The following is a 16,990-nucleotide window of genomic DNA, read 5'->3' as shown; positions in this document are numbered from 1 at the left end:
GTGTTGCCCGGTGCTGTTTACTTTAACGCCTGTTTCTTTGTGACTGGCTTGATACCCTCCGAGGTCATCACGATCCTTTTTATCGTTCCGTCCTTGTGATAGAAAAGCTCATCAATGGCGACCGAGCGGCGGAAACTGCCGCCATGCGGCTGCACACCACCGGTATGATAGATATAATAATGCCTGCCCTTGAAGTCTATGATGGCCTGGTGGTTGGTATTGGAATTGCCGGCCAACTCGTTCAATATGCCCTTATACTCCCAAGGCCCTTCAATGCTTTTGCTCATGGCATAGGCTGTTTTCTCCGGAAACTGGTAAGCGTAAGAGAGGTAATAGTTATCCTTGTACTTGTGCACATAAGGGGCCTCCGTAAAGTGCGGCAGGTTATCGATCGTCCGGATCGGGCCATCCAGCTCCACCATATTGTCTTTTAGCTTGGCATAGTACGCCTTTGTGTTGCCCCAGAAAAGGTAAGCCTGCCCGTCATCGTCGATGTATACGGTCGGGTCAATGTCGTCCCAGTCGATGGAGGTGGCAGTGGTCATTTCGTTGGTGATCAGGGCGGAGCCACGGGCGTCTTTGAAAGGTCCGACCGGACTGTCGGCTACCGCTACGCCAATCGCCTTCCCGGGCTTGGAGTCGTTGTGGGTAACCGTCACGTACCAGTAGAACTTGCCGTTCTTCTCGATCACCTCGGCTGCCCAGGCATCGCCTTTGGCCCACTTAAAGTCCGAAGGCTTCAGAGGAACCGGGTGCTCTGTCCAGGTCACCATATCCGGCGAAGAGAAAACCAGCCACTCATCCATCTTGTAAAAATTGAAATCGTTGGGCGCCTCGTCATGGCCTGCATACAGGTATACCCTACCGTCGTGCACCAGCGCCGCCGGGTCGGCCGTGTACTTGTGCGTGATGATGGGGTTGGACGTTGCCTTGAAGGTTGTATCGGAGGGTATGAGCAGGTTGCCGGCAGCAACTGGGGCAGCAGCAAACGCTACTGCACCCAATGCCATTACACCGGCTAAAAGTGTGTTTTTCATCCTATGTTGCATTCAAAATCAAGCCACAGCGGGTCTGCATTGTTACTTCATTTCCAGCACTACCACCGAGAAAGGCGGCAGTTTCACTGTCAGCTTGTCTCCCTTCAGCTTCGCGTCTTTGAAAGCTTTCGGGGTGATGATGTTCGGGTTGTCAAAAGAGTTATAATCCTGCAGCTTCTTGGATGACAGGATTCTGCCGGACACGTTTTTGTATTTGGCACCGGCGATGTTGATCTCTACTTCCTGCGCTTTTTTGGCATCGATGTTCACCAGCGAGACGTGTGTCAGACCTGCTTTGTCCTTCGAGGCAGATCCTGATATGGCCGGCAGCTTTTCGTTGCCCATGGTGTAGCTCTCGCTTTTGATGGTGAGCGGCAGGTAGCTGGCATCCTGGTGCACATTGTACATTTCCATTACATGGTAGGTTGGCGTCAGCAGCATCTTCTCCTCGTCTGTCAAAATCACGGCCTGTAGCACGTTGATGGCCTGTGCCAGGTTGGCCATGCGCACGCGGTCGCTGTGGTTGTTGAAGATGTTAAGCGTGGTTCCCGCAATCATGGCATCGCGCATGGTGTTCTGCTGGTATAAAAAGCCCGGGTTGGTGCCCGGCTCCACCTCATACCATCCACCCCACTCGTCCACTACCAGGGCAATCTTTTTCTCCGGGTCATACTTGTCCATGATGGCGCTGTGCTTCTGCACTAACTCCTCCATAAACAAGGCGCGCTGCATGGTGGTAAAGTACTGCTGCTCGTCAAATGTGGTGGATGGGCCTTTCTTGTTCCAATCAATCACCGAGTAATGGTGCAGGGCCACTCCTTCGATCAGGCTCTTCGGCACATTCTTCATGAGCGTCTCCGTCCAGTTGTAATCGGCGGAGTTGGCACCGGATGCAATGCGGAACAGGTTGCCGGTATTGGTCCAGTCAGACACAAACGTGGCGTATTTGCGGTACTCGTTGGCATAGTACTCGGCGGTCATGTTGCCGCCGCAGCCCCAGGCCTCGTTGCCGATTCCCCAGAACTTCACATTCCAGGGCTTCTCACGGCCGTTTTTCTGCCGCAGGGCCGACATAGGGCTTTGCCCGGCGAAATTCACGTACTGCACCCAGTCAGCAAGTTCCTGCACCGCGCCGCTGCCCATGTTTCCGGCCAGGTATGGCTCTGTTCCCAGCAATTCGCACATGTTCAGGAAGTCGTGGGTACCGAAGCTGTTGTTCTCAGTCACGCCGCCCCACCAGGTATTCACAATCGTCGGTCGTTCGCTTTTGGGGCCAATGCCGTCCATCCAATGGTAGGTATCGGCAAAGCAGCCACCCGGCCAGCGCAGGTTAGGCACCTTCAGTTTCTTCAGGGCATCCACTACATCGTTCCGAACGCCGTTGGTATTGGGAATCTTCGTGTTGTCTTCGCCCACATAAAACCCTCCATAGATAGAGCGCCCCAGGTGTTCGGCAAAGTGCCCGTAAATGTGGCGGCTGATTTCTCTGTCTGGTTTTGCTGGTACGTTAAGCGCTCCTGTGTTTTGGGCCTGGGCTGTAAGGCTGCCGGCAAACATCAAAAGTGCCGCAATTGTCTTCTTCATGTGCTGGTATTTACGTTGTAACGGTTTAGGTAATAGCGTATTCGTACGAACGCCTCTTTATAAATGTTAAAAATACATTTATAAATTAAGCCTAAAAGAATTACATAAGCAAGTACTCGCTTAAAATTTTAACTGTTTTAGGATTTGTGTTTGTCGTTGGCAGCCTGCGCTTGCCGTTTGTGCGGGGGGAGATGCTGGCACCGATATGGAAACTGATAAAGCGGGGTCATACTCCTCTCCTTGCATCCTACTGGACTGGCATTAAGCATACCCTTCCCCATCTACCTCAATCAGTTTGTGCTGGATAGCGTACTTAATCAGGTTGGCCGTGTTCTTTGTCTGGGTTTTTTCGATGATGTTTTGCCGGTGGGTCTCGATGGTGCGTTTGCTTGTAAAGAGCTTTTCGGCGATGGCGGCATTGGTATACCCTTCGGCGACAAGCGAGAGCACCTCCAGTTCCCGCTTCGAGAGGATACTGCCCCGGCTAGCGGTAGCTTCTGTTGGTTTGCCGGGGCTGGCGGACTTGTTTAACATGGCCAGTGACAAATCACTGCAGATGTAGGTGGTGCCGGAGGCTACCAGCTGAATGGCCGAACTCAGTTCCTCTTTGCCGGAGGTCTTGAGCAGGTACCCAGACGCTCCGCTCTGGATCATTTTCTCTACCACAGGCATGTTGATCAGCATCGACAAGGCTATCACCTTTGTATCAGGGTATAGCTCCAGGACCTGGCGTGTAGCCACAATCCCATCCATGTAAGGCATGTTGATGTCCATCAGCACCACGTCGGCAGGTGTATGGGCCAGCAGTTCCAGCAGCTCGTTGCCATTGCTCGCCTCTCCAACCACCACCAGGGCCTGGTCCCGCTCCAGCAGCGACTTTAGTCCTTCCCGGATTATCGTGTGGTCATCTGTCACTACAACTCTGATCGGTTTCTTGTCTGGCATTGCGTCTGTTTTCATGTGTACCCCCGTGCTTTTCCTTTTCAGAGAGGGTGCAGGGCAAACACCCCTAATGGGCCTCTCAACCATTAAACGGCATTAGCTTGAATGCGTCTATTGTTAGCGTGTGTTTTACCGTTGTCACAACCCGACGCATCACATGGGGCTAGTTCACAAGCCGCTGACCATTCATCCTACCCTGCGTAGCAATCACCAAACCTATCTCTGCCAGGGCACTTCCCGTAACTTAAGCTATCCATTGTTGTTGATGGGGGTACAGAAGAACTAAGTCTTCAGAAGGATGATGCAAAAAACAACTTACCAGGCAGCGCGTACGGTCGCCCAGGCAATAGAAAATCACTTTACCCTGCATATTGCCGCGGCCAGACAGAGAGGTGGGCAAGCCTTGGCCATGCCACCGCAACGCCTTGCCATCGAAGCCATGATTGACGTGTCGTTTTGGGCAAGCCTGCTGCGCGAGGAAGGGCGCTCCCCTAAGATATCGCTGGCGTTCCTGCCGCCGGAGCAGGCACAGCAACCGATGTTGTTTAGCCTGCGGCTGCCGCTCACACCGGGCGCTATCACAAAACTGGCCCCCGCCGTGGAGCGGCCCGGCATTCACCTGGGGGTATGGCATGAGGGAGAGGAGTTATACATCTGGGGCGCTACCCGCAAAATCCCGAGCTTCTGCTTTGTGCTGGAGGTGGTGGAACCGGGGCTGCTGGTGGTAAAGCACCGGCGCATGGCCGGATATGGCAAGTTTGCCAACGTGGTGGTGCTAAAGGGCGAGGAGATCAAGTTGCTGGACGGCAATGCCACCACACTGACCGACAGTAGCGACCTGCTGACGTCGGTGCTCGACTTTGCCTCCACCTCTTTCGACACGGCAAATATCCTCATTGAGTTAGCCGTGTCGATGCGCAACCATGGGCGTGGCGGCTCACTGCTGGTTGTTCCCCACGGGTCCGATGCCTGGCAACAGTCTATTATCCGCCCGATCCCCTATGCCGTGGAGCCCGCTTACAGTGGCCTGAAAGATGTGATTCAGTTGACGGAGCAGGTACAGGACAAAGGCCCCTGGCGCAGCCGCCTGCAGCAGTCCATAGACGGCATTGCCGGCCTCACTGCTGTGGATGGCGCCACCCTGATCAGCAACCAGTATGAGTTGCTGGCCTTCGGTGCCAAAATCGGCCGGCCCGACAAAAACGCGCCTGTTGCGCAGGTGTGCATCAAAGAGCCTGTGGTGGGCGGCATTAACACGGTGATGCACCCGGCGCAGTTAGGTGGCACCCGGCACCTGTCTGCAGCCCAGTTTGTGTATGACCAGCATGACGCCCTGGCCCTGGTGGCCTCGCAGGACGGGCGCTTCACGGTGTTTGGCTGGTCGCAGGCGCAGGAGATAGTGCAGGCGCAGCGCATCGATGCGCTGCTGTTATAGGCCAACCGCCCATAATCTGCTACCTTTGCCCCGCTGGCATTAAAACCAACGTCCTTACCAAATAAGCACGCATGAGCACAGAAGCATGGACAGCGAGGCGCTTTCTATCAAGTGAATATTTTGCTGAAGGGGTCCGCTCTACGGTAGGAATCCTGTTGCCGGCGCTCGTGTTCTATCAGCTCGGGCACTTGTCACTGGGGATCCCGATGGCGCTGGGGGCACTGGCCTGCAGCCTGACCGATATACCCGGCCCCGTGGCACACAAGCGAAACGGCTTACTGGTGTGTACGCTGGTTATCTTCTCGGTGGCGCTGCTGGCGGGAGTTGCCCATACCCATGTGGTGGCCATGAGCGGCGTGATCCTGCTTGCCTGCTTTTTCCTGTCTATGTTCTCGGTATATGGCAACCGCGCCGCCATGATCGGTACGGCGGGCTTGCTGGTGCTGGTGCTGGTAATGGGGCTGGCACCTGCCAATGCATGGGTTTTCAGCGGTATGCTGGCAGCAGGAGGCGGCTGGTATGTGCTGCTCAGCATGGCTTTCTCCAGCATCTTGCCACACCGGCCTGCCCAACACGCCCTGGGGGAGTGCATTCGCGAGACAGCGCGCTTCCTGAAGCTAAAGGCCGACTTCTATAGCCCTGCTACCAACCTGAACGAAGACTACCGCAACATGATTTTGCAGCAGACCGTGGTGAGCGAGAAGCAGGACGCCGTGCGCGAAATGCTGCTGCGGGGCCGCGGACTAAACAAGCAATCCACGGACATTGACAATGTGCTGCTACTGACTTTTGTGGATGTGGTGGACCTCTACGAGCAAATTGCCGCTACCCAATATGATTACGAAACGCTGCGGCGGGCCTATGGGCAATCGGGTATTCTGGAGCAGATCGGGCGCCTGGCCAGCGTTATGGCAGACGAGCTGAACGAGATGGGCTGGGCTATTCAAACCAACAACCGCTTTCAGCGCCGCCATGCCCTAATGACCGACCTGGAGCAACTCACCAGTCAGATCAGGGAGGAGCAGGCTAAAAAACCGGGCCAAAGCAGCCTGATGCTCAACCGCACCCTGCAAAACCTAACGAACATGGCCCAGCGCATGGAAGCGATTCAGCGCTATTTCCGGACGGGCACCGAGGCCAGCGAAACCGGGAAAGTGGATGAACTGGAGTATGCCCGCTTTGTTCCCCGCCAAGGGTACGACTTAAAGGCCTTCCGCGATAACCTCACGCCCACTTCCGCTATTTTCAGGCACTCGCTGCGGGTGGCACTGGTGTGTTTTTTCGGCTATGCCCTCACGAAGTACATCGCGCTTGGCCACCATAGCTATTGGGTGCTCCTCACCATCATCGTTATCCTGAAGCCTGCCTTCAGCCTGACGAAACAACGCAATTACCAGCGCCTGGTCGGGACGGTGATAGGTGGTATACTGGGTGTGATTATTTTGGCCGTGGTGCAGGACCGGGTGGTGCAGGCTATATTGCTGGTTTTTTTCATGATCGGCACGTTCAGCGCGCAGCGCATCAACTATGTAGTGAGCGTGACCTTGATGACTCCCTTCATCCTGATCATTTTCAGTTTCCTGGGAGGCACGAACCTCAACCTGGCGCAAGAACGGATTGTAGATACGCTTTTAGGGTCTGCCATTGCCTTTTCGGCCAGCTACCTGATTTTTCCGAACTGGGAAACGGAGAAGTTGAGTGGGCTGATGCAGCAGGTGGTGCGGGCAAACATCAGTTACCTGGAGCATCTGGCAGCCTACCTGGCAGGTAACCGGCGCAGCATGACGGAGTATAAACTGGCCCGGAAAGAGGTATACATTACGGCGGCCAACCTGGCGGCGGCTTTTCAGCGCATGACCTCTGAGCCTAAGCGAAAGCAGGGAAACGTCGATAAAATCCACTCGTTTCTGGTGCTCAACCATATTCTTTCCTCAAACATCGCCTCGGTCATGTCGTCGTTACTGGCGCAGCAAGAGCAGGACTACCCCGACAGCTATGCCCAACCCGTCTGGCAGGCAGTAAAGGCCCTGCAGCAGAGTTTGCAACAGTTAAACCCAACCCCTGTGGCCAGCGCAACAGGCGGCATCGCGCAACCCGAAACAGTATTTATGCCCAGTTCAGAAAAGGAGGAAGCCCCGTTACAGGAGCAGTTGGCCTTTATTCAGAAGGTAAGCCAGGATATCCTGAAAACAACAGAAGCCGGCATGAAACAGGCCACCGTATCGCCTGCTTAGCGCTGTACCAACCCACTTGGTGCATGGGAGGTATGGAGCCAACGCATTGCATCCGCTTGGCCCGAAAAGTTCTTCACCAAAAAGGAAATCGTACCCATGGCCTCTGCCCGCGTCACCACCGACTCCAGCGCAATCCGGTGAAACACCATTTCGGGCAGCACACGGGCCAGCTTCTTCAGGTTCGTCTGCGAGAGCATCTCATAGAATTTTGTGGCCAGCCATTCTTTCGAGGCGGCTGTCAGCACGCCCAGAAGCGTGGCGTTTGCCAGAACAAATTCTACCTTCGTATCGCGCAGCACCTCATAAAGCTTCATGCCACCTGTCCGGATCTCCTCCTCGGATGCGGGCCGCAGCCAAACGGACTTCAGCAGGTTCGCGCGCACGTCTACCTCAATTCTGTAAAAAGCCGATTCGTATGCCGTTTTAAATGTCATGTGCTTACAGGTTATGGTGAATGCATGGGGTGAGAAGCAAAACAGAAGTCTGGTTTGTGGAAAAATCCGCCACCGTGTGCAGGTGCTGAAGGTGCAATAGTAGCGCAAGAAGCAAAAAAGCCTCCGCAGAACGGAGGCATAAGCTTGGCTAAAAGCTGTTTTTTATCGAGGAAGAGCAGAAAATGCGATTAAACCTGACATAGCGAAGGGGTTACCCTCTGCCAACAATTGATTGGTGAAACAGGCCGCTTTGGTTATGCTCATGTACTACACTATAGCAGAACCGTGCCAAAGTCAGCAAGCAGGGCCTAAAGCGGCCTATACAGCTTCTCTAAACCATTCTGGCAAGCCCTCTCCCGCTAGCAAACATCAGAAAGTGTGTAAATCCTCCACAGTTTGTGTAGTGCCGGTTCTACAACCTGCCGACCTACGCTATTCATCCTTTCTCCAAGTTCTGTTCTGCTGTACTCAGGCAGATACCGCTTAAGTTCAACCAGTTAAACCTAAGCGGTATACTCGATCACGATATCCGGCAGCTGCAGCAGCACGCTTTTAGTTTCCGGCTCCAGCAGATCGATGGCGCAGATCACGGTGACTTCTCCGCTTAGGGGAGCATAGGTGATTTTGTACAGGTGCATGTTTTCATCCAGGTAGTAGTGCACCAGTTTGGCACCTTTTTCACGGGCTATCCGCTCCAGTTTCTGGCATTTCACTTCACCCTTATGGGTATGGTGCCCGCCTGTTACCACCGTCACATTCTGAAAACAGGCTTGCATTTCCTCCACTTTCGTGTCTGCCTGAATGAATTTCTGAGTTTCATCTAAGTTTCCCATAAAAATTTCTTTTTTAAGTTAAAAACCAGAAAGACTAAAGTATATCTTACGGACAATAATTATATGAATCTATGTTTGGCCCGATTAACTATTGAAAGCACTCAGCGAGGGATGCAAAGCACGTTTTATAGAAGGCAGTGGTCGGCAGCAGGGGAGCATCATTTGAGGGCATCCAGCACTTTGTACATCTTCGGCACCAGCTCGCCTGAACTACCCGTGTAGTTATTTACTAGGAAGGAGAAAACGTACACTTTTCCGTTAGGAGCCTTGTGGTAGCCCGTAAATCCCTTTACGCCCTGCATGGTGCCGCTCTTCATTGTTATGCCGTTGTATACGGGCAGGGAGGTATAAAAACCGCTGTACCAGGGCTGCTTGCGGGCATACAGCAACACTGCAGTCTGCGCCCTGGTGGTAATACGGTTCAGGGGCGACAACCCGGAGCCGTCTACAACATTCAGCTCGGCTGCCTGTATCCCCTGCTTTGCCCAAAACTCCTGCATTACTTCCATACCCTGCCGGGTGGCCCCTGTGCCGGTCTTCTGAAATGCCATGGTTTTAACCAGTGCCTCGCCAAACAGGTTGATGCTCTTCTGGTTAAACCAATAAATGATGCTGTCGAGGGGCGGAGAAGTGACGGTATGCACCAGGCTGTACCTGTCCGGATGAATATTGACCTCCGCTGCGTCTATGGCCTTGCCGGGGCTTTGGATTTTGCTTTCCTGCAGCACCTCCTGCAGTTGGGCAATAAACTGGGCAGAGGCATCGGGCAAGGCACCGGATATTTTGAAACGGGACTGGTTGACAGGAATAGTGCCCCGTATGGTGCCTACATCGCCCTGAAGAGGGAAATAAATATAGGCCTGGTCGCCGGAGCCTGCTGCAGCGCTGCTCAGTTCGGAGCGCAGTTTATAACCGCTGATGCTCGGTTTTGTGCCTACCACCGATACCGGGTCGCCGATGCGGCTGCCGGATGTGAGGTATACATCAAACTGGTTCTCGCGCCAGTTTAGTTTGGCAGGGCCCGCACCGTAGTAATTGCCGATATCCTGCCAAACCCAACCGTCGGGTATCCGCTCTGCGTCCCAGCCCCGGTTGTCTACTACAAGGCTTTTGATGTGGCCAACGTTCTGCCGCCGGATTGCCTGCGCCACGCCCTGCAGCACCCCTTTCTCGCGGGTGTTGTTCCAGCGCCAGCTCCCCAGGGTAGGGTCGCCGGAAGGCAGGACCAGCAGCGAGGCGCCGTCAGCCTGTTTGGCCAGAGCGAAGCTGGTTTTGTACCGGAAGTTTCTTCCTAAAAGCTCATAGGCGCTTACCGCAGTCACCACCTTCAGGGTGGAGGCAGGCACAAGCCCGATAGAGGCATTTTCGGCAAACACCACCTCCCCGGTTTCTGCCTCGGCCACATACAGCGAGGCAATAGCATAGCGCAACTGCTGGTCCTGGGCAAAGGCCTTGTAGGCAGCGGCAAGCTTGGCAGGTATAGTTTGCGCCACTCCCGGGAAAGAGCAGCACCAGATAAGCAAAATCAGCAAAGCACGTTGAATCATCCGCTCAAGTTAAAAAAGTTTATGCCCGTATAGAAGCACCGTTGCAGGGGAGCTTTCTTTCGCTTCAAATCATACACCAACTTTGGCACGTAGATATTTATATAACCAACTCTATACAAGGCAACTATCATGGCAACAATGCCTATCCCCGATCACTTCACGACGATACGACCTTATATCAAAAAAAGGCTGATCATATTGACCAATTCAATCAGCATACTGGTGGTGGTGGCGGGCATATTGGTGTTAGTAGGTTGGCTCCTGGATATCGAGTTACTCAAGCGTGTGAGCGAGGACTATGTGGCCATGAACCCGCTGACCGCTGTTTGCTTCATCTTATGCGGTGTGGCATTGTGGCTGCTCGTTTACCCCTCGCCTACGCGCATGCGGGTAGCCCGGCTCATCAGCCTTGTAGTGCTGGGGGTTTGCGCTGCCAAGTTTGTCTCTGTTTTCACGGACTGGAACTATGCCCTGGATAGGCTGCTGTTCTCCACGCACTTGGCAGAAATACAGTTTGGGCTCGAGAACCGCATGGCACCGAACACTGCGCTTTGCTTTGTGCTGGCTGCCCTGGCCCTGATGCTACTGGACGTAGAGACGAGTAATCATAAGAGACCTGCCCAGTTTTTTAGTATCCTGGTTACGCTTATCTCGCTTTTATCACTTTATGGGTACATCTATGATGTCCGGTACCTGATCGGGTTTGCCGCCTACATTCCCATGGCCCTGCATACGGCCCTGCTTTTTTTGCTGTTGGCCGTTGGCATATTGTTTTCCCGTCCAGATAAAGGCACCATGTTCCCTATCTTTTGCGAGGAGACCGGGCAGAAGCTCTTTACACGCTTGTCGGCGTTGGTGGTTCCTTTGCTGGTGGGTTGGGTGAAGTTGCAGGGCCAGTATTCAGGGTATTACACCGAGCAATTCGGCACAGCTGTTTTTGCGCTTCTCACCTTTGCGATCTCCATGTTTTTGCTGGGAAGAAACGCCAAGGAGCGGCTGCGGACAAATATTGCGAAGTTCAGGGCCGACTTTATTTTCCGGGAGAACGCCCACAAGCTCCAATCTATCCTGGACAACACCTCCACGCCCATTTATATCAAGAACAAACAGGGCCAGTATGAACTGGTCAATTCGGAGTTTGAACGGGTGTTTGGGGTGAAGGCCGATACCATTAAAGGCAAGACGGATGCAGAGGTGTTGCCCAACCAGGTGATATCCACGCTCGAGGAGTATGACCATGAGGTGCTGGAGCTTGGACAGAAAAAAACCATGGAAGAGGTGTTCAGGACCCAAGGCAAGGAGCGAACATACATCACCGTGAAATTCCCTTTAAAAGACATGGCTGGCCACATTAATGCTTTGTGCAGCATCGCCACTGATATTACCGATCGTAAAGAGGCCGAGGTGAAACTGCGCGAGAGCGAGCAGATGCTAAACGCCATTCTCACAAACCTGGGCGAAGGCGTGGTCGTGGCAGATGCTACGGGCAAATTCATCTACTTCAACGACATTTCGGAGAAAATTCTTGGGCTGGGAATAACCGACACCCCGCTGACCGAGTGGTCAAAAACGTACGGCTCTTTCCTGCCAGATGGCATTACGCCCTTCCCGCCAGAGGAGCTGCCTTTGGCCAGGGGCCTCAAGGGTGAATCCACGAATGAGGTAGAACTTTTTGTCCGGAACAACAATGTACCAGACGGGCGATTCATCAAAATAACCGGGCGTCCGGTCTACGACAAACAGCAGCGCATTGTCGGCAGTGTCGTGGTGTTCCGGGATGTCACGAACGAGAAAGACCTGGAGGACCTGATCAACGAGAGCGAACTAAAGCTGAAGACAGTGTTGGCCAGCATCGGCGAAGGGGTGGTAGTGGCCGATCAGGCAGGCAAGTTTTTGCTATTTAACAAAACCGCTGAGGGGATCTTAGGTACCGGGGCGGTTGATGTGCCCATTTCGGAATGGCCCGCGCGGTATGGGCTGTATAAACCCGATGGGAAAACGCTTTTCCCGCCAGAGGAACTTCCGCTTTCCAGGGCCTTGCAGGGCATTGCGAGCACAGAAGTGGAGATGCTGGTCCGGAACGAGAAAAATCCCCATGGCAGGACCATTCGGGTATCCGGGCGCCCGATCATGTCGGCGGAGGGCAAGGTAACCGCCGGCGTAGTGGACTTCAAAGACGTGACGCAGGTGAAGGAACTGGAGCACGCCCTCACCCGGCTGAAAGCCAAGTACCGGGCACTGATCAGACACCCCAGGCACAAGCCCTGACCATACCCGCTCAACTCAAAGCAGCGAGCCCCTGCCCGGTCTGTATATTTATACATGGTCCGGGCAGGGGCTCGCTTTGCTTCAGATTATACCTTGTTACTGGCTGCTTGCCGGGCTGAAGTCTTTGAAGGTCTTGGCAATGTTCTCGTCCGTAGGCTTGTGTTTGTTCTGCCAGCTGGCGTCCAGTTCCAGCATCACCAGCCCTTTCAGGTTCATGGCGGCAACCAGCTCATCCGAGTCCTTCATAAACTCCTGCTTGCGGCGCGCTGATTTCAGGGCATACTTCCGGGCGAAGATGTCGCCCTTGGTTTGCAGTTCGTTGCGTTTTTCGATGATATAGTTGAGCCGCTCGATCAGGTCTTTGGTGGAACGCCCGATCACCTCGGTGGCCTCCAGCGTGCCGATGGTCATGACCACGGTGCCGCCTACGGCTGTTATCTTTTTAGAGGTAGCCGGCTCCTCTACCACCACCGGCGAGATGCCCGTTACGGCGCCTAGCGATGCATTGGTAAGGGAACGCCCTTTCTTGCCTTTCTTGGCGCGCTTGTATTTCTTTTTCAGGTCTTTCTCTACTTCTTTCAGCTGCTCGATCAGGTCCCAGGCCTTTACCAGCGGAGCACGGTACTCCTGGTACAGCTTCTTGTCCCGCTCGTCCTCGTTCACAGCGTTCCGGATCGAGAAGTGCAGTTGGCGCTCCTCACGCTTGTTCGATTTGTCCATCACCACGAAGGTCATGTCAAACGTCACCGAGTCTTTTGGGTCTTTCACGAAGTCGTAGCCCGGTTTCCAGATGAACTCATACTGCGAGGGCGTGTTGCGCACCAAGGCCGAAGTCGGCACATCGGGGTTGCTGGACAGAAAGCTGAACGAGGTGATGTCGCTCTCCCCGTTCGGGTCGTAGAGCTGGAACTTGATGTTAACCGTGGCCCCTTCGTCATACACAAAGTTTTTCTGCGAAGGGATCATCTGGATGCTGGGCGGCAAGTCCTGCTGCGTGGGCTCGATCCGGAAAGCCCCTTTGGTACGGGCCTTGTGCGGTTGGTCCTCCACGTAAAACTCGAGCATGATTGAGTTCTGCTGCAGTTTCCGGAATTGGGTATACGACGGCTTCCAGGTAAACTCGCCCTGAGCCGACAGCTTCGCCCCTTCCGGCATACTCTCTATAATCGGCACGAATACCACCGGGTCGCTGTCCTCGTCCTTCACCACCGACGATTCAATGGTATAGGTATTCTCTTTGTTATAAAGCACATAGAGTGGCTTCAGCTCCCCTACCATGGGTGGGCGGTTTACGTGCTTCACTTCCAGCTCCACCACCTGGCTTACGCTTTCGCCCTGCTCGTTCTTCACTTCAAAAAGCAACTGCACATTACGGCTGCCGCTCAGGCGGTCTACAAAACTGTAGCTTGGCGTCCAGGAGAAGCGGCCCAACGAGTCGAAGCTAATCCCCTCTACACGGCCTTGGGTAAGGGCATAGGTGGGCTTAGTGCCTCTGCCGCCAATCGATTGCACCTTAAACTCCAACTTCTGCCCCTCCTGCACCACATTCCAACCGGCTTTGCCCGGAAAGTTCAGCTGCAGCGGCGGCGCCTGGGCCGTAGTGTCTGGAGCCGGGGCTTCCTGCGCAACAGCTTGCATGCATATCAATAAGGAAAAGAATAAAAGAAGAAGGCTGTTTTTCATGATGAAACCAGTCGTAGGGGGTTCAGGCAGTGAATGAAACTTAAAGGTACTAAAGCAGGTGCTACGGTAAAAATGTCGCATGAAAATATCTGAACAGTAGCGCTATAATCAAAGTAAGGTAACGCTAAAAGTATTGTTTTATGATATATAGTGACCGTTTAATAGGTATAAAAATTAAAAAGTTCGCGCGCACCGGATTAAGGATGCGCGCGAACTTTTTTGAGGCAACGAGCAAAGGGTATGGCTATACCTTGCGGAAGTACACGCTGAAGCAGGTGCCCTCCCCGACATTGCTTTTCACTTCTATCTTGCCGTTGGTATTGTCCATAATCCGCTTTACCATGTATAACCCGACGCCGGTTCCCTCCACATGGTCGTGGAAGCGCTTGAACATGCCGAACAGCTTGCTTTGGTGTTTCTCTCCGATACCCAGGCCATTGTCCTCCACGCGAAGCACGACAAACTCCCCTTCCTCGCGGCAACTGACCTCAATCTGTGGCACGCGTTCCGGGTGCTTGTACTTGAGCGCGTTGGATAGCAGGTTGTAAATAATGCTGCGCATGTTCTTCTCCGAGAACGTAATAAACGTGCAGCCATGGAAATCTATGGTCACCTCAGCCTTGGAGGCTCCGATCAATTGGGCCAGGTCGAGCTTCACATCCTCCACAATCTCCTCCAGGTTGAGCGGCGTGATCACTGCGTCCTCTCCCTTTTGCAGCTTCGTGATTTCGGTCAGGTTGATGATGGTCTTCTTGAAACGGTCCACCGCATTGCTCATCATACCTGTTATCGCCTTCACCTCTTGCTTGCGTAGGCTTTCCTCAGGAAGTTCGATCAGCAGTTCTTCCATCAAGCGCTCGATGTTGGAGATCGGCGCGCGCAGGTCGTGGGAGGCGGTGTAAATAAAGTTGTCGAGGTCCGAGTTGATGTGCGTCAGCTTCTGGTTCATGGCCCCCAGGTCTTCGTTCGATTGCCGGATAGAAATGTTCGCCGCGCTCAGTTCCGCTGTCAGGTCCTGCAACGATTCCTCTGCCAGTTTCTGGTCGTGGATGTCGGTGCTGGTACCAAACCACATCGTGATTTCACCCTTTTCGTTGCGTTGCGCCAGGGCACGGGTCAGGTGCCAGCGGTACTCGCCGTCTTTGCGCCTTAACCGGTGCTCTAACTGAAACTCCTCGCCGGTAGCCACGCAATGCTTCCAAACCCGAACGTTAGACTCTACGAGGGCTGGCTCCAGAATGTGCTGCCATCCCCAGCCTATAAACTCCTCCCTGCTCAGGCCCGTGTAGTCCAGCCACTGCTGGTTGCAATAGTCCACGGCTCCGTTGGCATCGGCGGTCCATACCTTCTGCGGCATGGCATTCGCCATAAACAGGATCCTGTCGGCGATCTCCTCTGCCTTGTCGCGGGCGGTTACCTGCTCAGTCACTTCGTAAGCTACCTGCAGAATGCCCTCGATCTCGTTATTGACGTTCCGCAGCGGGGTATAAAGCGTATGGTAAAAGCCGTGGTGCTTCTGCCCGTTCAGGTCCACAATGGCCGGCATCTCTTTCACCTCAAAGTCGATGCCCTCATTGTATACATCGGCCAGAATCTCTTCGATGCCCTGTCCCTTCAACTCAGACAGCACCTCAAATACCGGCTTGTTGAGCAGCTCATCGGACGTGCGGCCCGTTAACTGGCACAAAAGCGGGTTCGCCAGCTCAACGATGTGCTGGCTGCCCCGGTATATGGCGATGGCCACCGGTGCCTGTATAAACAGGGAATGGTAACTTTCGATGCGTTTGTTGGTTTCGGCATAGGCCAGCTGAAGCTCTTCGGTATACTCTTTCAGGCGTTTCTCCAGCTCCTGGTTAAACTCCTGCAGGTTAAATACGCGCTTCTCCGCTTCCTTCCTCGATTCCACACAGCTGGTAACATCCTGTGCAAACACCATGAGGCCGGTAATTTCCTGGCTGCCGTTGCGGATTGCCTGGCAGATGAGGTTCCAGTACCGGTCCTCGGGCTCAGCCCCTTTTTGCGGCGCCACCGGAACCAGAATGCCCATCCCCTCGAAGGTCTCACCTGTCTGGTAGGTATGGTTCAGTATCTTCTCTATCTCCTGCCCCTTTAATTCCGGAAGCATGTCAAACAGCGCATACCCCAGCTTATTCTTTTCCCGGAACAGCTGCGCGGAGGCATCATTGTAATCAGCGTACACAAAGTCCGGGCCCTCCAGAATGGCGACCGGGGCAGACAGCTTCTTGTAGAGCGGGTCGAGGCGCAACGAGGTGTGCTCATACCGCTGTAGCGCCTCGGTAGCCTCCTCGCAATTCTTGCGCTCCAAAAGATCCTGTTCGGCCTCCAGACAGCCAACCGCCTTTGTCCACTCAAATAGTATATAGGCTATTTCGCCCTGCTCGTTCAGTACAGGAGTATGGTGAAAGAGCCGGTGCTGCGTTTCGGTCTTAGCTTCTAATGCTGCCGTGCTGGGGGTATATGGCAAGGGTTTTTGGAGTTGATAGGCCTCCCTCGTGCTCAGCACCTGCTGCAGCGAGGCTTGCAGGACCTGTGTGAAAAGCCCTGTACCTAGAGGTGGCAGCGCCAGCACCGCCGTAATATTTTTACCGATCAGCTCTTCCCGCTGCATCCCGGTTTCTGCCACAAAGGCATTGGTAGCGGCCTGTACCTCAAACTGCTGCGACAAAACCGCTATGGCCCCTGCCTGCGACTCAAAAATATGCTGAAACGAAAGCGCTTGCTTGCCATTACCGGTTTTCTTAAGCTCGGGCGTCGTATGCTCTATCATGTACGATAAGGTTATAAAAAAATAAGCGCAACCCCTTCCCAACTTCTAGTCAAAATCAGCCAAAAAATCGCTGGTTAAAGGTTGCCGGGTATGCATGCACCTCAAATGTAGCTATCCGTTTCCACATTTGGCCCACATAATACGTGAATGAACATAAAAAATATACCTTACATCAGAAACCGTGATTGGTTACGCTTCCTGGCTG

General features: G+C 53.9%; 11 protein-coding genes. 3 read left to right on the top strand and 8 right to left on the bottom strand.

Annotation, left to right across the window (positions count from 1 at the left end; genetic code table 11):
• Window positions 1–17: 17 nt before the first annotated feature.
• The 3 genes from ACXYMU_RS04795 to ACXYMU_RS04785 form a co-directional block, all read right to left on the bottom strand.
• Window positions 18–1,037 carry a glycoside hydrolase family 43 protein gene (locus ACXYMU_RS04795; RefSeq protein WP_458985214.1) on the bottom strand — a complete coding sequence of 340 codons (1,020 nt, stop codon included), beginning with the start codon at window positions 1,035–1,037 and terminating at the stop codon, window positions 18–20.
• A 42-nt stretch (window positions 1,038–1,079) separates the two neighbouring features.
• Window positions 1,080–2,621, bottom strand: coding sequence for an alpha-N-arabinofuranosidase (locus ACXYMU_RS04790; protein WP_458985213.1), 1,542 nt, complete (start codon window positions 2,619–2,621; stop codon window positions 1,080–1,082).
• Window positions 2,622–2,882: 261 nt separating this feature from the next.
• Window positions 2,883–3,581, bottom strand: coding sequence for a response regulator (locus tag ACXYMU_RS04785; protein ID WP_458985212.1), 699 nt, complete (start codon window positions 3,579–3,581; stop codon window positions 2,883–2,885).
• 280 nt (window positions 3,582–3,861) lie between these two features.
• On the opposite strand from ACXYMU_RS04785, the gene ACXYMU_RS04780 reads away from it, so the two are divergent.
• Together ACXYMU_RS04780 and ACXYMU_RS04775 are read left to right on the top strand one after the other, a co-directional pair.
• Complete coding sequence (locus tag ACXYMU_RS04780; RefSeq protein ID WP_458985211.1) at window positions 3,862–4,998, top strand: putative sensor domain DACNV-containing protein; 1,137 nt, start codon at window positions 3,862–3,864, stop codon at window positions 4,996–4,998.
• 71 nt (window positions 4,999–5,069) lie between these two features.
• Window positions 5,070–7,232, top strand: a complete 2,163-nt coding sequence (locus tag ACXYMU_RS04775) for an FUSC family membrane protein (protein ID WP_458985210.1) — start codon at window positions 5,070–5,072, stop codon at window positions 7,230–7,232.
• On the opposite strand, the gene ACXYMU_RS04770 is transcribed toward ACXYMU_RS04775, so the two are convergent.
• The 3 genes from ACXYMU_RS04770 to dacB all read right to left on the bottom strand — a co-directional run bounded on the left by ACXYMU_RS04770 (window position 7,229) and on the right by dacB (window position 10,046).
• On the bottom strand, window positions 7,229–7,666 hold the full coding sequence (locus ACXYMU_RS04770; RefSeq protein WP_458985209.1) for a hypothetical protein: 438 nt from the start codon (window positions 7,664–7,666) through the stop codon (window positions 7,229–7,231). The genes ACXYMU_RS04775 and ACXYMU_RS04770 overlap by 4 nt on opposite strands.
• Window positions 7,667–8,169: 503 nt before the next feature.
• Window positions 8,170–8,499 (bottom strand): hypothetical protein, encoded by a 330-nt coding sequence (locus ACXYMU_RS04765; RefSeq protein ID WP_458985208.1) that lies wholly within the window; start codon window positions 8,497–8,499, stop codon window positions 8,170–8,172.
• Between the two features lie 158 nt (window positions 8,500–8,657).
• Window positions 8,658–10,046 (bottom strand): D-alanyl-D-alanine carboxypeptidase/D-alanyl-D-alanine endopeptidase, encoded by a 1,389-nt coding sequence (dacB, locus tag ACXYMU_RS04760; protein ID WP_458985207.1) that lies wholly within the window; start codon window positions 10,044–10,046, stop codon window positions 8,658–8,660.
• A 129-nt stretch (window positions 10,047–10,175) separates the two neighbouring features.
• Between dacB and ACXYMU_RS04755 the strand changes: the two genes are divergently transcribed.
• Entirely contained in the window at window positions 10,176–12,314 is a 2,139-nt protein-coding gene (locus ACXYMU_RS04755; protein ID WP_458985206.1) for a PAS domain-containing protein, read from the top strand.
• A gap of 96 nt (window positions 12,315–12,410) precedes the next feature.
• Here the strand turns inward: ACXYMU_RS04755 and ACXYMU_RS04750 are convergent, their stop codons facing one another.
• Complete coding sequence (locus ACXYMU_RS04750; protein WP_458985205.1) at window positions 12,411–13,952, bottom strand: hypothetical protein; 1,542 nt, start codon at window positions 13,950–13,952, stop codon at window positions 12,411–12,413.
• 289 nt (window positions 13,953–14,241) lie between these two features.
• A complete protein-coding gene (locus tag ACXYMU_RS04745; protein ID WP_458985204.1) occupies window positions 14,242–16,785 on the bottom strand; it encodes a PAS domain-containing protein in 2,544 nt (847 codons plus the stop codon).
• Window positions 16,786–16,990 lie beyond the last annotated feature (205 nt).

Source organism: Pontibacter sp. CAU 1760 (genome assembly GCF_054482735.1).
This window is presented reverse-complemented; position numbering and strand designations above follow the sequence as displayed.

Bases quoted from the DNA above. Each gene is read 5' to 3' on its own strand.
- ACXYMU_RS04795 (WP_458985214.1), bottom strand. From the start codon at position 1,037: ATGAAAAACACACTTTTAGCCGGTGTAATGGCATTGGGTGCAGTAGCG.
- ACXYMU_RS04790 (WP_458985213.1), bottom strand. From the start codon at position 2,621: ATGAAGAAGACAATTGCGGCACTTTTGATGTTTGCCGGCAGCCTTACA.
- ACXYMU_RS04785 (WP_458985212.1), bottom strand. From the start codon at position 3,581: ATGAAAACAGACGCAATGCCAGACAAGAAACCGATCAGAGTTGTAGTG.
- ACXYMU_RS04780 (WP_458985211.1), top strand. From the start codon at position 3,862: ATGATGCAAAAAACAACTTACCAGGCAGCGCGTACGGTCGCCCAGGCA.
- ACXYMU_RS04775 (WP_458985210.1), top strand. From the start codon at position 5,070: ATGAGCACAGAAGCATGGACAGCGAGGCGCTTTCTATCAAGTGAATAT.
- ACXYMU_RS04770 (WP_458985209.1), bottom strand. From the start codon at position 7,666: ATGACATTTAAAACGGCATACGAATCGGCTTTTTACAGAATTGAGGTA.
- ACXYMU_RS04765 (WP_458985208.1), bottom strand. From the start codon at position 8,499: ATGGGAAACTTAGATGAAACTCAGAAATTCATTCAGGCAGACACGAAA.
- dacB (WP_458985207.1), bottom strand. From the start codon at position 10,046: ATGATTCAACGTGCTTTGCTGATTTTGCTTATCTGGTGCTGCTCTTTC.
- ACXYMU_RS04755 (WP_458985206.1), top strand. From the start codon at position 10,176: ATGGCAACAATGCCTATCCCCGATCACTTCACGACGATACGACCTTAT.
- ACXYMU_RS04750 (WP_458985205.1), bottom strand. From the start codon at position 13,952: ATGCAAGCTGTTGCGCAGGAAGCCCCGGCTCCAGACACTACGGCCCAG.
- ACXYMU_RS04745 (WP_458985204.1), bottom strand. From the start codon at position 16,785: ATGATAGAGCATACGACGCCCGAGCTTAAGAAAACCGGTAATGGCAAG.